Raw genomic sequence first — 14,446 nt, 5'->3', positions numbered from 1 at the left:
CCAGGCGGTGGCCGGTATCGCGGCTCGATCCGCGAGAAGCACTGGCACCTCCGCGATCGCCGCCACCCGCAGCTCCGGCGCCCCGGGCACCTCCGGCCCGGCCTCGCACTCCCCCTACGCCTCGGCCCCGTCCGCCGCCGGCCCCGCTCCGGCCGAGCACGGCGGCAGCCCGGCACCGTACGGCGCGCAGCCCGCCCAGGGCGGCCACCCGGGCTTCGCCGGACCACCCGTCAGCCGAGGCACCGTCAACCAGGCCCAGGGCTACGGCGGCGACCACGCCACCGCCCCCGGCCATCTCGGAGCGCCGGGTCACCCCGGCCACGCCCCCTACCCCGGCCACCCGGGCACCGGCACCGCCCCGTTCCCCGGTGGCGCCGGTGGCGCCGGTGGCACCGGTGCCACCGGCGCTCTGGGCGGTTCGCTCGCCGGCCTGGCCGGCGGCACCACCCTCGGCCATCCCCCGCTCGGCCACAGCCCCCTCGGCTACGGCGGCGGCAACGGCAACGGCACGAACGGCTCCCCCGCCTCGGCCACCACGGTGGTCGCCCCGCGCAAGCTGTCCGGTCGGCGCCGCCGGGAGACCGTCGCCGTCCTGATCTTCGGCGGCGCCCCGATCTTCGAGAGCTCGATCCCGCTCTCGGTCTTCGGCGTGGACCGCCAGGACGCCGGGGTGCCCCGCTACCGCCTGCTGGTCTGCGCCGGGGAGGACGGCCCGCTGGCCACCACCGGCGGCCTGACCCTCTCCGCCCCGTACGGCCTGGAGGCCCTCGCCCGGGCCGGCACGATCGTCGTACCGGCCTGGCGCTCGATCTCCCAGCCGCCACCGGTCGAGGCGATCACCGCGCTGCGCAAGGCCCACCACGAGGGCGCCCGGATCATCGGCCTCTGCACCGGCGCCTTCGTCCTCGCCGCCGCCGGCCTGCTCGACGGCCGTCCGGCGACCACCCACTGGATGTACGCGCCGACGCTGGCCAAGCGCTACCCCCGGGTGCACGTCGACCCGCGCGAGCTGTTCGTCGACGACGGCGACGTGCTCACCTCGGCGGGCACCGCCGCCGGCATCGACCTGTGCCTGCACGTGGTGCGCACCGACCACGGCGCCGAGGCGGCCAACGCGCTGGCCCGCCGGCTGGTGGTGCCGAGCCGCCGCGGCGGCGGAGGACAGGCCCAGTACATCGATCAGTCTTTACCGGAGGAGATCGGCAACGACCCGCTGGCCGAGGTGGTCACCTGGGCGTTGGAGAACCTGAACCAGCAGTTCGACGTCGAGGTGCTGGCGGCCCGGGCCTACATGAGCCGGCGCACCTTCGACCGGCGGTTCCGCACGCTCACCGGCAGTGCGCCGCTGCAGTGGCTGATCACCCAGCGGGTGCTCCAGGCGCAGCGGCTGCTGGAGACCTCCGAGCTGTCGGTGGACGACGTCGCGCGCCGGTGCGGGTTCCGCTCGCCGGTGGCGCTGCGCGGGCACTTCCGGCGGCAGCTCGGGGTCTCCCCGGCCGCGTACCGGACCAGCTACCGGGCACGCCGCCCCGGCCAGCAGGCGCCCGCGCCGGTCGGCGGGCACGTCGGCGACCTGCGGCTGCCCGGCGCGCTGCCGCACCCGGTGGGGGCGTCGATCGGCGCGGCGGCGGGCGGCGCGGTCTTCGCCGGGACGGCGCACGGCGGTTCCGGCGCGCAGCCGGCGCACCCGTTCGCGGCCGGGCCCGGGGCGTCGACGCAGGTCGGCCCGCACGGCCAGCCGGTCGGGCCCGGTCCGTACCCGCAGCAGGGCCAGCACGGTCAGGGCGCGCCCTTCGCTCCGGGGCAGCCCGGGGCGCCGGCCGCCCAGGGCTTCCACCCGCGGACCGGTCAGCCGTACCCGCACCAGCAGGCCGCCCAGCAGCCGTACCCCGCGCAGCAGGGTCAGGGCGCGGGGCGCGGTCCGGCGCGGCCGCCGGTGGTGCCGCCGCAGGTCGGGCCGGGTGCCGGGCGCCCGCCGCGGACCGCCGAGCACGCGGCGGCCGAGGACGGCCACCCGCAGCCCGGCGTGCGCGGCCAGGGCCAGGGGCACCGCAGTGCGGCCGAGCGGCCCTCGGACGAACCGGGGGTGCCCGGCTCGGGCGCGGCCGCGCGCGGTCACGGCGCTGCCGCCGGACGGATGCCGGCCACCGCCGCCGGGCAGCCGACGGCCGGGGCGGGCGACCTCCGCGGCCGTCCCGTCCGGGCGCCGCAGGTCCGCGCCCAGGCCGCCCAGGGTCTCCCGGGCGCTCCGGGTGGCCGGGCGGCGGCGGCCGAGGGCGGCCGGGCGGCGGCGGCCGAGGGCGGCCGGGCGGCGGCCCGCGAGGCCCGTCCGGGCCGGGACGGCCGGCTTCCGCACGAGGCCGGGGACGAGTCGGACGGCTCCGGCCCGCACGGTGGGGCCCAGGAGCACCGGGCCGAGGCCTGCCCGCCGGACGCCCGCTCGGCTCCGCCGGTGCCCGCGGCGCGTGATCGCGCCGTAGGGTGAGGTGCGTGAATGACCGCTTGGTATGGATCGACTGTGAAATGACCGGCCTCGACCTCGACCGGGACGCCCTGGTCGAGGTCGCGGTGCTGGTGACGGACTCCGAGCTGAACATCCTCGGCGAGGGCGTGGACGTCATCATCCGCCCGCCGGCGGAGGCGCTGGCGAACATGCCCGAGGTGGTGCGCACGATGCACACCGCCTCCGGGCTGTTGGACGAGCTGGAGCAGGGCGTGACCCTGGCCGAGGCCGAGGAGCGCGTCCTCGCGTACGTGCGCGAGCACGCGCCGGAGGCCGGGAAGACGCCGCTGTGCGGAAACTCGGTGGCCACCGACCGCGGCTTCCTCGCCCGGGACATGCCCGCCCTGGAGAAGCACCTGCACTACCGGATCGTGGACGTCTCCTCGATCAAGGAGCTGGCCCGCCGCTGGTACCCGAAGGCGTACTACAACAGCCCGCCGAAGGGCGGGAACCACCGGGCGCTCGCGGACATCCGCGAGAGCATCGACGAACTGCGGTACTACCGCGAGGCGGTGTTCGTCCCCCAGCCCGGGCCGGACGCCGACACCGCGCGGGCCATCGCGGAGAAGTACCGGGCCGCGGCCGACTGAACCGGAGCGCCTCCCGGCGCGGCCCCGCTCCTCCGGCCCCCGCTCCCCTCGTCCCCGCTCCGGGGCGTCGGGGCGGGGGCCGCGTCGTCGTCGGAGCGGGGGCCCGGGTTCACCGGAACGGAACCCTGGCGCGAGCACCCTCTCGGATCCTGTAGAGTTCTTCCTGTCGGAACGGGAACGCGAGAGCGGGAACGGACCGGACAGATGGTGGGTGTAGCTCAGTTGGTAGAGCACCTGGTTGTGGTCCAGGTGGCCGCGGGTTCGAGTCCCGTCACTCACCCCAGAGCCTGAGGGGCCGATCTCTTCAAGAGATCGGCCCCTCAGGCGTTTTCGCGTGCCCTCCCGGCGAGGCCTCAACTGCGGCCGGTGGTCGGGCTTTTCCGCTCCGCCCCTGCCGCCGGAAGCTACCGGCTAGTAACATCGTCGCCATGACCACACCTACGATCGGCCAGATGCTCGACGCCACCGTGCCGATGGCGCACACCCTCAAGCTCGAGTACCTGGAGACCACCCCGGAGCGCGCCGTGCTCCGGCTGCCCGACCAGCCCGCGTACCACAACCACGTCGGCGGCCCGCACGCCGGCGCGATGTTCACGCTCGCCGAGTCCGCCAGCGGCTGCATCGTGCTCGCCGCCTTCGGCGACCAGCTGTCCCGGGCCGTGCCGCTCGCCGTGAACGCCGAGATCGCCTACAAGAAGCTCGCCATGGGCGAGGTCACCGCCACCGCCGTGCTCGGCCGCCCGGCCGCCGAGGTCGTCGCCGAGCTGGATGCCGGCGGCCGCCCCGAGTTCCCGGTCACCGTCGAGATCACCCGCGCCGACGGCGCCGTCACCGGTGTGATGACGGTCACCTGGACGCTCCGCCCCAACTCCTGACCGCCGCACGGCCGGTGGCCCCGGACGCGGGACCCGCGGGGCCACCGGCGCGATGACCGTCCGCGACGGCGCGCATGACGGGAGGCGGCACGGCGGCCGAGACGGCAGGCGTGACGGCAGGCGTGACCTGGCCGCCCATCGGCTCGTTCTCGATTCACGTGCGAGCCAATCACGCGACCGATCCCCAGGAACCCGCCCCCCGCGGCGTCACCGGTGCGGCCGCAGGTGCGGCCACCGGTGCGCGGCACACGATCGGCCGGTGGCTGCCCCGCCCGCGCGTCGCCGCGGCCGGCGGGGCCCTGCTCGCCCAGCTCTGGGGCTTCGGCACCCCCGCGGCCTACGCGGTGACCGCCGACCCCGCCGCCGATCAACCCCACCCGGCCGTCCGCCGAGCCCCCTACGGCGGGACCGCTCAGCACGGGACCGCACCGGGCGGAGGCGTACGGAACGGGGACGGGCGCGACCGGGCCGTTCACGACGGGACGGCGCGCGACGGGCAGTCAGCCGGACGGTCCGCCGGGCAGGGGCCGGCCGCCGGGAACGGAGCGGCCAACGCCCCCGGACCGGTCGGGCCCCCGGACGGCGACGGCCTCCGGGAACGCGTCCGGGCGGGCGGGCTGCCCCTGCCCGGCGAACGGGCGGCCCTGCCGGACGCGTTCGCGCTCGCCTCCGGCCTGCTCGGCGGCATCCCCGCCCAGACCCGGCCCACCGAACCACGCGCCACCCGCGCGGGCGAACCCACCGACCTGCCCACCGTCCCCCGGCAGCGCGCCGCCACCACCCGGCCCGCCGAAGCGCAGCTGCCGTCCGGAGCCGCCACCGCGCGCCCGGCCCGGGACGCCACGGGCACGACGGACGGGCCCGGCGCCCCGGCCGCACCGGACGGGGGCGCGAACCCCGCGCGGAGCGCCACCGCGCCCACCACCACGCCGGTCGGTGCCGCGGCGCCCGAGGAACTCGCCCTGGCCGACACCGCCACGGTGACGACGGTGGACGGCTCCGCCACCGCGACCGCCGTCCTCGCCCCCATCGCCGCCGGACTCCTGCTCACCGGCGCCGCCATGTGCAAGCACCGCGGACTGCCGCGCGGACACTGAGCGGGAGGATGTGGGGAGGACGGCAGGCTGACGCGCGGGCACCGGGGTCGGCCACGGCGGCTCAGCCCGCCGGGGCCAGCTCCACGACCAGCAGCGGGAGTTCCCGCCCGGGTATCGAGCCGGAGGGCGTGGCGCCGACGCGGACCGCGCCCATCGCCAGGTAGAAGCGCTCGGCGTTCGGGTCGGAGTCGATGGTGAACCGGCGCAGGCCGAGCGCCACGGCCCGGCCGCGCACGTGCTCGAACAGCGCCCGGCCGACACCCCGGCCGATCGCCGGCGGGTCGACGAACAGCATGTCCAGCGCGCCGCCCGGCGGGACGGCGGTCAGCGCGACGAAGCCCAGCACCTGGCCGTCCTCCTCGGCCAGCTCCACGAAGCCCCGCTCGATCGCGGCGGCGTCGACGGTCAGCTCCTCGCGGCAGGCGGCCATGAACGCCTCGTCGTAACCCCAGTGCGCCTTGGACCGCAGGGCGAGGTCGGTGAGCTGCGCGGCCTCGCCCGGCCGAGCCGGTCTGATCTGCATGACGCCCCCTCCGATCGGTGACGGCGCCATTGTGAGCCGCAACTCGGTCGCCTGCAAACGGTTTTCGGGAGCAGCGCGGCGGCGTACGACCCGGCGGCGGAGGCGACCGGCCGCAGCGGCCGTGGTGCGCGTCAGCGGAAGACGCCCGGCGGTGGCGCCGGGGACGGGGCGGCCGTGGCGTCGGTGGCCGGGGTGGCGCCGGCGGCGAAGTCGGTGAGGGGGCGGCCGTGTTCGACGCGGGCGTGGGCGGGGTCGGAGGCGACCCGGCGGGTGAGTTCGGCGATCGGGAGGGGGGTGTGGGCGGCGGCCAGGACGAGGTTGCCGAAGCGCTTGCCGCGCAGGACGGCGGGGTCGGCGATCAGGCACAGTTCGGGGAAGACCGCGCCGAGGGTGGCTATCTGGGAGCGCGCGAAGGGCAGCGCCGAGCCGTCCGCGATGTTGGCGGCGTACCAGCCGCCCGGGGCGAGGGCGCGGGCGGCGAGGGCGGTGAACTCGACGGTGGTGCAGTGGGCCGGGGTGCGGGCGCCGGAGAAGACGTCGGTGATGACGAGGTCGACGGCGCCTTCGGGGGTGCGTTCCAGCACGCTGCGGGCGTCGGCGCCGCGCACCTTGATCTGCCAGCCGCGTTCCAGCGGGAGTTCGGCGCGGACGAGTTCGGTCAGCTCCGTGTCGATCTCGGCGACCTGCTGCCGGGAGCGCGGCCGGGTGGCGGCCACGTAGCGGGCCAGGGTGAGGGCTCCGCCGCCGAGGTGCAGGACGGTGAGCGGGCGGCCGGGCGGGGCGACGAGGTCGATCACGTGGCCGAGCCGGCGCTGGTACTCGAAGCCGAGGTGGGTGGGGTCGGCGAGGTCGACGAGGGACTGCGGGGCACCGTCGATGAGCAGCGACCAGGCGGCGGGGCGGTCCCGGTCGGGGCGCAGCTCGGCCAGCCCGGAGCCGACCTGGCGGCTGAGCGGCCCCTGTGCGTGGCTGCGGCCCGTCGAGCCGGTCGCGCCCGCCGAGCCGCCCGTGCCGGTCGCGGCGGTCGGCGCCGCCGCCGGCGCACCGCCGCGGCCGGATCTGCTGCTTCGGCTGCTTCGTCCCATGGCGGCCATTATCGCCGCAGAACCGAACACGCTCTCGATCGGGACGGGCGGCCGCGCAGCTCAGGGGCGTGCCGGGTGGATCCGGCCGGAGGTCACGCCCGGCTGGTGGCCGAGGCGCGCGAACCCGGCGGGATCCGCGGGACACGCTCCGGGAACGCCTAGAACGGCCCGAGGCCGCCTGCGGTGAGCGTGCAGGCGGCCTCGCAGAGGGCGGAGCGGAGCACCCAGGCGTCGGTGGGACGGGCGGCGCAATCGGCGCCGGCCGGGGGGATCACCCAGCGCGGGTCGGTGGCGGCGGGGAGCAGGGCGCCCGCCGTACAGGTGCTGCCGGGCAGGTGCCAGGTCTCCCGGGTGCCGGCCGGGACGAGGAAGGCGACGGTGCTGCCGCTGCGGCTCTGCAGGACGGCTCCGCAGGCGCGGCGCAGCCGCAGGATGTCGACGGCCTCCAGGCCGTGCCGCAGGGCGACCGTCACGGTGTCGCAGCTGGTGACGAGGGCGCCCTCGGGGGGTGCGGTGCGGTCGCGGCGGGGGCCGCCGCAGGGGGCTCTGCCGCCCTCGACCGGGCCCCGGCCGGGGATCCGGTCGTCGGCGGGGTCGGGCAGCAGGGCCGGTGCGGCGCCGGCGGGGGCGCGCCCGGCGACGGGGCGGTACTGCGGCAGTCCGGTGGCCATCACGGGCCCTCCTCCATACCTCGCTCTATACCTCGTCCGTACCTCGTCCGGGTGCCGCGCACGGACACCTCGTGCGGGTACCTCGTCGGGTCGGAAGCTCCGCCGCCGCGGGTGGGGGCCGGCGGGGGCGGCGGCCGGGGCTTCCACGTACCAGGACAACGCGGCGGAGGCACCCGAGGCCACGGGGCGCCTTACAGCAAGGCATGGCATTTCATGGCAGATTACCCACAACATCGTCCGTTTCCTCCCGAATTGACAGCAGACCTCCCGCAAACCCGCTGTGTCCGGTCGGTGACTCCGAGTACTGTCGCCCCCATGGCAGCCACCCCACCGGCCGAGCCCGACCGACCGTCCCCCAACACCGTGATGCGCACCCTCCGCGGCGACCGCTCCCCCGGCGAGTTCGCCATGGCGGTGCGCCGGGCCGCCCGCGAGATCGGCGAGCACGTGTCCTGCGACGCCCGGTACGTCGGGCGGGTCGAGTCCGGTGAGATCCGCTGCCCCAACTACGCCTACGAGCGGGTGTTCCGGCACATGTGGCCGGGCCGCACGCTCACCGACCTCGGCTTCGCGCCCCGGTCCGCCGTCCGCCGCCGCCCGGTGGACGGCGGACCGGGGGGCGGCGAGGCGGCTCCGCTCCATCCGCCGTTCCCGCCCCTGCCCGCCCCGCGCTCACCGCTCTCCACTCAACTCCCGTACGCTGCCTCGCCGTACGCGGATTCCGCCGCTCCGGACGGGCCGTCGCGGCCGGGTGCCGGCGCGGGGCCCAGGGGGCCCGGCGGATCGCCCCATCTCGACGAGGAGAACGACGACGTGCGTCGCCGTACGTTCCTGGCCGGCGGCACCACCGCGCTGGCCACCGTGATCGGCATCGACCGGCCGGCCGCGGCCGCGACCGGCCCCACCGCCGGCCGCTTCCCCGCGGCGGGCGACGGCGCCGCCGCCCGGGCCGCCCTGTTCGACGCCGGCCCGATGTCCGACGCCGGCCGGGCCGGCTTCGTGCCCGGCCGCCCCGGGCCGGTGCCGCCGCCGCGCCGGGTCGGCACCGCCGAGGTGCTCGGCGTCGAACAGGCCGTCCGGGACATCCGGCTGGCCGACGACGCGCACGGCGCCGACGCCCTGTACGAGCTCGCCGGCCAGTCGCTGCGCCACGCCTACGTCCTGCTCAACGACGGCGAGTACGGCCTTGAGACGGAGCGCCGGCTCCAGGCCGGGGCCGGCGAACTCGCCATCTCGGTGGGCTGGTTGGCGCACGACTCGAACCGGCTCGCGGACGCCCGCTCGTTCTACGCGGAGGCGCTCGCCACCGCCCGGATGGCCGGCGACTCCGCGCTGGAGGCGCACGTCTTCTGCAACAGCGCGTTCCTGGCCCGGGACGCGGGGCGCCCGCGCGAGGCGCTGCGCGCCGCCCAGGCCGGGCAGGCCGCCGCCCGGCAGCTGGACTCCGACCGGCTGCTCGCGCTGCTCGCCATGCGCGAGGCCGGCGCCTGGGCCGTGCTGCGGGACCGCGCCGCCTGCGAACGGGCGCTCACCCGGGCGTACGTGCTGTTCGACCGCGGCCCCTCGGAGGCCGATCCGGAGTGGATGTCCTTCTTCGGCGAGGCCGAGATCGCCGGGCTGCAGTCCCAGTGCTGGTCGGCGCTCGGCGACTGGGACCGCGCCAGCGAGCAGGCCCTGCTGGCCATCGACCTCCAGGAGCCGCAGTTCGTCCGCAACCGGGCGCTGTACACCGCCGAGCTGGCCCACGACCGGCTCGGCCGGGGGGACTTGGCGGGGGCGGCGCACCACGGCGACACCGCCGTGGTGCTGTTCGAGCAGGTCCGCTCGGCCCGCGTCCGGGGCATGCTCGCGGACACCGCCGAGCGGCTGCGCGCGCACGCCGCGGTGCCGGAGGTCCGCCGCTTCCTGGCCGGGTACGACCGGTCCGCGGCGGCCTGACGGGCGGACGAGCGGGGCGGGCCGACGAGCAGACGAGCCGCCACCGGCCGGGCCAGAGGCCGGGTCAGAGTCCGGGTCAGTGGCCGGAGTTCAGCCCGTCCAGGTGGGAGAGGTCGTTCCAGACCTCGACCGCCGGCGCGCCGTACTCCCAGGACAGCACGCACAGCGCCGCCGTACCGAGCTTGAACCGCTGGGCGAACTCGGGCGGCAGGCCCAGCCAGCGGGCGGCCAGGATGCGCAGCAGGTGGCCGTGCGCGAACAGGACGACGTCCCGGTCGGCGCAGTGCATGGTCGTGGTGTCCGGCGCGGGGACGCCGTGCTCGTCGTTGAGTTCGGCGAGGAAGCCGTCGACCCGGGCGGCGACCTCGGAGAGCTTCTCCCCGCCGGGCACGCCGTCGCGCCAGATCAGCCAGCCGGGCTGGTCGGTGGCGCGGATGTCGGCGCCGGTACGGCCCTCGTACTGCCCGTAGTCCCACTCCAGCAGTTCGGGGCGCTCGACCGCGCGGTCGCCGAAGCCGGCCAGCTCGCAGGTCTCCTTGGCGCGGCCGAGCGGGCTGGTGTAGACGAGCGCGTCCGGCAGCCCGTTCCACGGGGCCTCGGCGAGCCGGGCGCCGAGCGCCCGGGCCATCGCGCGGCCCTCCTCGGTCAGCGGGATGTCGGTGCGGCCGGTGTGTTGGCCGGTGGCCGACCACGCGGTCTCGCCGTGGCGGACCAGCACGATTCGGGCGGGCATGGGGGGCTCCTCGCAGCGGGGCGGTCAACGGTCGGTCTCACCCTTGAGCACCGGGCTCCATGATCCCCCACCCGCCCGCGCCCTGCCCGGCGCCCCCTCCCGCTGCCCGGTTCCGGCCGGAACGGGCCGGTCCGCACCGCGTTGTCGGACCCGGATGCGACACTGGGCCGCACCATGAACGTCTCGACGAACGTCCCGCTCGGCGGGCCCGCTGAGCCGCTCGCCCAGCGGCTCGCCGAGCTGCGCGGACCGGCCCCCCAGCGCAGCCTGAACGCCCGCTCCCTCGCCGCGCTCGCCGCCAATCCCGGCTGCCACCGCCGTGCCGTGCTCGACGCGGCCGGGGTGGACAAGACCGCGCTGGCCGCCCGGCTGGGCCGCCCCGCCCCGTTCGGGCAGTCCCCGTTCGCGATCGCCCGCGGCGTGATCTTCGAGTCCCGGCTGAAGGCGGACGACTACGCCGCGCTGCTGGAGCCGCTGCGCGCGCACCTCGGCCTCCCGGCCGGCGACGGCGCCCCGCTGGAGGTGCCGGACCTGCTGCACCGCTCCGGCCCCGCCGTCCGGGCCGACCGGACGGCCGAGGCGCTGGCCCGGGCCGCCGCCGAGCCCGAGGCCTGGACCCTGCTGGACCACCCGATGCTGCGGCTGGAGGTGGCCGGCAGCGCCGCCTACCTGGAGCCGGACGCTCTGGTGGTGCACGGCGGGCGGTGCACAGTGGTCGAGATCAAGTCCTTCCCGGTGCTGGACGGCAGCGCGGACCCGGCCAAGGTCGGCGCCGCCGCCCGCCAGGCCGCCGTGTACGTGCTGGCGCTCCAGCAGCACGCCGCCGCGGCCGCCGGCCGTCCGCTCGCCGCCGACCCCTACACCGAGCAGCGGCTGCCGGGCAGCCCCCGCACCAGCGTGCTGCTGGTCTGCCCGAAGGACTTCGGCAACCGGCCGACCGCGGTCGCCGTCGACGTCCGGCGCGAACTCGCCACCACCCGCCGCCAGTTGAGCCGGATGACCGACATCGGCCGGCTGCTCGCCGAGCTGCCCGCGGGTACCGACTTCGACCTCGCGGCCGACCAGGACGGCGTGCCCGCCCGGACCTCCGAGCAGCTGACCGCCGCCGTCGAGACGATGCCCGCCGCCTACAGCCCGGACTGCCTGTCCACCTGCGAACTCGGCTTCCACTGCCGGGCGCGGGCCCGCTGCGACGACCGGGTCGAGCAGCTCGGCCGGGGCGTGCGCGGCGAGCTGGGCAGCATCCGGACGGTGTCCGCCGCGCTGGCCGCCGCCACCGGCGCGGACGGCACGGACGACGCCGCCGAACGCCTGGCCTACGCGGCCGCCCTGCGCGCGGAAGCGCTCGGCGTCGCGGTGGGCGCTGGGGTCGGGGCCGGTGCCAGCGCCGAGGCGGGCGCATGAGCGAGCGAATCGTCGAAAGGCGCGCGTGGGCGAATGCCCCTGCCGAGCGAAGCGAGGCGGGTGCATGAGCCTGCTGACCACCCTCGCCCGGCTGCAGGCCGTCCGCAGCGGGCGGGCCGAGCCGCTGGCCACCGTCCGGCACCGGCACCTGTCGGACCGCCCGATGGTGCTGGTCCCGCTGACCGCGGCCGGTGAGTCCGGCGCCCCGCTCGCCGTCATGCTGGGCACCGACCGGGACGCCCCCCGGCTGCACCTGGTGCCGCAGCCGCTCAACCGCACCCTGCGGTTCGACTTCCTGGCCGAGCTGGCCGCCGACCTGCTGCCCTACCTGGAGTCCTTCGCCGGCGACGTGGAGCAGATCGAGGGCTCCGAGAAGGACCCGGAGACCGGCGAGAAGACCCAGGTGTTCCGCGAGCTGTGCGCCGACGCGCCGCAGCTGATCGTGCCGAACGGCGCGGGCGTGCGGCACCTCGCGCTGATCGGCCGCTCGACCCGGTTCCGCCGCACCGTCGAGGACGAGGAGCCGGGCCCGTACCCGGCGCCGGCCCGGGTGCCGCTGCTCGGCCGCTGGCTGACCCACCTCACCGACCGCGCCCAGGTGCCCGGCTCCAGCCTGCTGCTGCCGATGACCGGCCTGCTCGCCCGGCACTGGGCCACCGGCCAGAGCCACCTGGAGGACCAGCACCTGGCCGCGCTGCTCGCCTGGCACGCCCCGCCGCCCGGGCTGACCGGCGCGCAGGCGGCCGAGCGGGCCGAGTCCGCCCGGGACGAGCAGGGGCAGCTGCTGCACCCGCCGGCCGGGCCGGCCACCGACCCGCGCTTCGACGAGTTCGTGCTCGCGCCCGCGATCGCCCGCTACGACGCGGCGGTCGCCGCGCTGCAGCACAGCGCCGAACAGCGGGACGAGGCCGCCGCCGAGCGGGCCCGTACGGCCGTCAAGGACGCGGTCGGGCAGCTGGAGCAGGTGCTCGCGGCCGTCCTGCTGCCCACCTGGCGGGACGTCTGGCACGGCCTGGACCTGCTGCGCGCCCTGCCGCCGGCCGGCCATCTGGAGGAGCGCTGGACCGGCGACCGCTGGTCCTACACCGGCCACCGGGACCGTCTGGCGGCCGGCGAGCCGCCGCAGCCCCGGCAGGACGACGCCGTCACCGCCGCCCGCAAGCTCGCCCAGCGCGAGCGCGAGCAGACCCGGCTGGACGTCCAGGAGGCCCTGGACGACCCGCTGGCGATGGCCGAGCACCGGCTGGCCGGCGAGGCGTTCGCGGGCGTGGTGACCGAGGTGGTGCCGGACTACGACACCACCGGCCGCTCCCCCAAGCCCCGCCCGCTGGTCACCCTGCGCACCGCCGACCGCCCGCACGCCGACCTCGGCCGGGAGGCGCACCGCGTGCACGGGCCCTCCGCGCAGAAGGCCGAGATCGTCGCCGTCGACCCGGCCGAGGGGACCGTCACCCTGCGGGTGCTGTCCGGCATGGGCCGCAGGAAGGAGCCCGAGCCGGGCAGCCTGCCCGAGCCCGGCGAGTCGGTCACCTTCACCCTGTTCGAGCTGACGGCCCGCCAGTCCGCGCCGCTGCCCGAGCCGGACGACACCCCGTGGACGCACGGCGGCCCGCCCGGCGGCGCGCCCGTGCCCGCCGTCCCGTCCGCCTCCGAGGAGTGGGAGTGATGACCGAATCGATCAGCGGGCAGCACCCGGGCGCGGCCGCCGACGCCGCCGTGGCCCGGATCCTGGCGGCCACCGTCCGCCCGCCGGCCGGCGCCCCGCGCGGCGTGGTGGTGGACTCCCCGCCCGGCGCGGGCAAGTCCACCCTGGTGGTGCGGGCCGCCCGCGAGCTGGTGGCGGCCGGCGAGCGGCTGATGATCGTCGCCCAGACGAACGGCCAGGTGGACGACCTGGTCGGCCGACTGGCCGAGAAGGCGCCGGAGCTGACGATCGGCCGGCTGCACGCGGCGGACTCCCGGCCGGGCCCGGAGGTGCTGGCGCACGCCAACGTGACGCCCTCCGACAAGGTCGCCGACCTGGTCGAGCACGACGTGGTGATCTCCACCTCGGCCAAGTGGCAGTGGGTGCGGGCCGAGGCGCCGTGGCGGCACGCGATCGTCGACGAGGCGTACCAGATGCGCTCGGACGCGCTGCTCGCCGTGGCCCGGTTGTTCGAGCGGGCGCTGTTCGTCGGCGACCCGGGCCAGCTGGACCCGTTCACCGTGGTCGGCACCGAGCAGTGGGCCGGCCTGTCGTACGACCCGTCCAGCAGCGCGGTGGTCACGCTGCTGGCGCACAACCCGCAGATCGAGCCGCACCGGCTGCCGGTCTCCTGGCGGCTGCCCGCCAGCGCGGCGCCGCTGATCTCGCGGGCGTTCTACCCGTACACGCCGTTCCGCTCGGGCACCGGCCCGGACGACCGCCGGCTGACCGTCGCCGTCCGCCCGGACGGCTCGGCGCTGGACGCGGTGATCGACCGGGCCGCCGAGCACGGCTGGGCGCTGCTGGAACTGCCCGCCCGGCACACCGTGCGGACCGACCCGCAGGCGGTGGCGGCCGTCGCGGCCACCGTCCGCCGGCTGCTGGAGCGCGGGCTGACCGCCCACTCCGAGCAGGGCGAGGGCCCGCTCACCGCGGACCGGATCGCGGTCGGCACCGCCCACCGGGACCAGGCGGCGGCCGTCCGCGCCGCGCTGGTGGCGGTGGGCGTCCCGGTGGACGGCGCGGCCGGGCCGGCCGTCACGGTGGACACCGCCAACCGGCTGCAGGGCCGCGAGTACGACGTCACCGTGGTGCTGCACCCGCTCTCCGGCCGCCCCGACGCGACCGCCTTCCACCTGGAGACCGGCCGGCTGTGCGTGCTCGCCTCCCGGCACCGGCACGCCTGCATCGTGGTGGCCCGGGCCGGGATCGCCGAGCTGCTGGACGAGCACCCGGCCACCGAGCCGGTGCAGCTGGGCGTCCCGGTGGCCTTCCCGGACGGCTGGGAGGCCAACCACCAGGTGCTCCAGCACCTGAGCGGCCACCGGGTCCACCTGCGCTGA

At 77.2% G+C, this 14,446-nt stretch carries 11 protein-coding genes, 1 tRNA gene and 1 pseudogene; 9 read left to right on the top strand and 4 right to left on the bottom strand.

Features of this window, described 5'->3' with window-relative positions; genetic code table 11:
• Nucleotides 1-538 precede the first annotated feature (538 nt).
• The 5 genes and pseudogenes from AB2U05_RS21590 to AB2U05_RS21570 all read left to right on the top strand — a co-directional run.
• Nucleotides 539-1,531 (top strand): annotated as a pseudogene (locus AB2U05_RS21590) (helix-turn-helix domain-containing protein); the annotation flags it as partial.
• 959 nt (nucleotides 1,532-2,490) lie between these two features.
• Complete coding sequence (gene orn / locus AB2U05_RS21585; protein ID WP_045703229.1) at nucleotides 2,491-3,093, top strand: oligoribonuclease; 603 nt, start codon at nucleotides 2,491-2,493, stop codon at nucleotides 3,091-3,093.
• 207 nt (nucleotides 3,094-3,300) lie between these two features.
• Nucleotides 3,301-3,376, top strand: a tRNA-His gene (locus AB2U05_RS21580).
• Between the two features lie 145 nt (nucleotides 3,377-3,521).
• Nucleotides 3,522-3,968, top strand: a complete 447-nt coding sequence (locus AB2U05_RS21575; protein WP_045703231.1) for a DUF4442 domain-containing protein — start codon at nucleotides 3,522-3,524, stop codon at nucleotides 3,966-3,968.
• Between the two features lie 158 nt (nucleotides 3,969-4,126).
• Nucleotides 4,127-5,065: a hypothetical protein gene (locus AB2U05_RS21570; RefSeq protein ID WP_369183988.1), complete on the top strand. Its 939-nt coding sequence runs from the start codon at nucleotides 4,127-4,129 to the stop codon at nucleotides 5,063-5,065.
• Between the two features lie 61 nt (nucleotides 5,066-5,126).
• Here AB2U05_RS21570 and AB2U05_RS21565 read toward each other — a convergent pair whose 3' ends face one another.
• The 3 genes from AB2U05_RS21565 to AB2U05_RS21555 form a co-directional block, all read right to left on the bottom strand.
• Nucleotides 5,127-5,588: a GNAT family N-acetyltransferase gene (locus AB2U05_RS21565; protein WP_045703236.1), complete on the bottom strand. Its 462-nt coding sequence runs from the start codon at nucleotides 5,586-5,588 to the stop codon at nucleotides 5,127-5,129.
• Between the two features lie 131 nt (nucleotides 5,589-5,719).
• Nucleotides 5,720-6,673: a spermidine synthase gene (locus AB2U05_RS21560; RefSeq protein ID WP_369183987.1), complete on the bottom strand. Its 954-nt coding sequence runs from the start codon at nucleotides 6,671-6,673 to the stop codon at nucleotides 5,720-5,722.
• A gap of 158 nt (nucleotides 6,674-6,831) precedes the next feature.
• The gene (locus AB2U05_RS21555) at nucleotides 6,832-7,344 is read right to left on the bottom strand and encodes a hypothetical protein (RefSeq protein ID WP_244179015.1); all 513 of its coding nucleotides are present in this window, start codon (nucleotides 7,342-7,344) and stop codon (nucleotides 6,832-6,834) included.
• 315 nt (nucleotides 7,345-7,659) lie between these two features.
• Between AB2U05_RS21555 and AB2U05_RS21550 the strand changes: the two genes are divergently transcribed.
• Nucleotides 7,660-9,282 (top strand): tetratricopeptide repeat protein, encoded by a 1,623-nt coding sequence (locus tag AB2U05_RS21550; protein WP_369183986.1) that lies wholly within the window; start codon nucleotides 7,660-7,662, stop codon nucleotides 9,280-9,282.
• Nucleotides 9,283-9,358: 76 nt separating this feature from the next.
• Here AB2U05_RS21550 and AB2U05_RS21545 read toward each other — a convergent pair whose 3' ends face one another.
• A complete protein-coding gene (locus AB2U05_RS21545) occupies nucleotides 9,359-10,015 on the bottom strand; it encodes a histidine phosphatase family protein (protein WP_045711196.1) in 657 nt (218 codons plus the stop codon).
• Between the two features lie 174 nt (nucleotides 10,016-10,189).
• Here AB2U05_RS21545 and AB2U05_RS21540 point away from each other — a divergent pair, with 174 nt between their 5' ends.
• The 3 genes from AB2U05_RS21540 (at nucleotide 10,190) to AB2U05_RS21530 (ending at nucleotide 14,446) form a co-directional block, all read left to right on the top strand.
• Entirely contained in the window at nucleotides 10,190-11,419 is a 1,230-nt protein-coding gene (locus tag AB2U05_RS21540) for a hypothetical protein (protein ID WP_045703244.1), read from the top strand.
• Nucleotides 11,420-11,483: 64 nt separating this feature from the next.
• Nucleotides 11,484-13,085 (top strand): hypothetical protein, encoded by a 1,602-nt coding sequence (locus AB2U05_RS21535; protein WP_369183985.1) that lies wholly within the window; start codon nucleotides 11,484-11,486, stop codon nucleotides 13,083-13,085.
• The gene (locus AB2U05_RS21530; RefSeq protein ID WP_369183984.1) at nucleotides 13,085-14,446 is read left to right on the top strand and encodes an AAA family ATPase; all 1,362 of its coding nucleotides are present in this window, start codon (nucleotides 13,085-13,087) and stop codon (nucleotides 14,444-14,446) included. Before AB2U05_RS21535 ends, AB2U05_RS21530 begins: the two co-directional genes overlap by 1 nt.

Origin of the sequence: Streptomyces sp. Y1, assembly GCF_041053115.1 — a bacterium.
Lineage (GTDB): Bacteria > Actinomycetota > Actinomycetes > Streptomycetales > Streptomycetaceae > Kitasatospora > Kitasatospora rubellomurina.
Note: the sequence above shows the minus strand (reverse complement) of the source record. Positions and strands in the feature narration are given on the sequence as shown.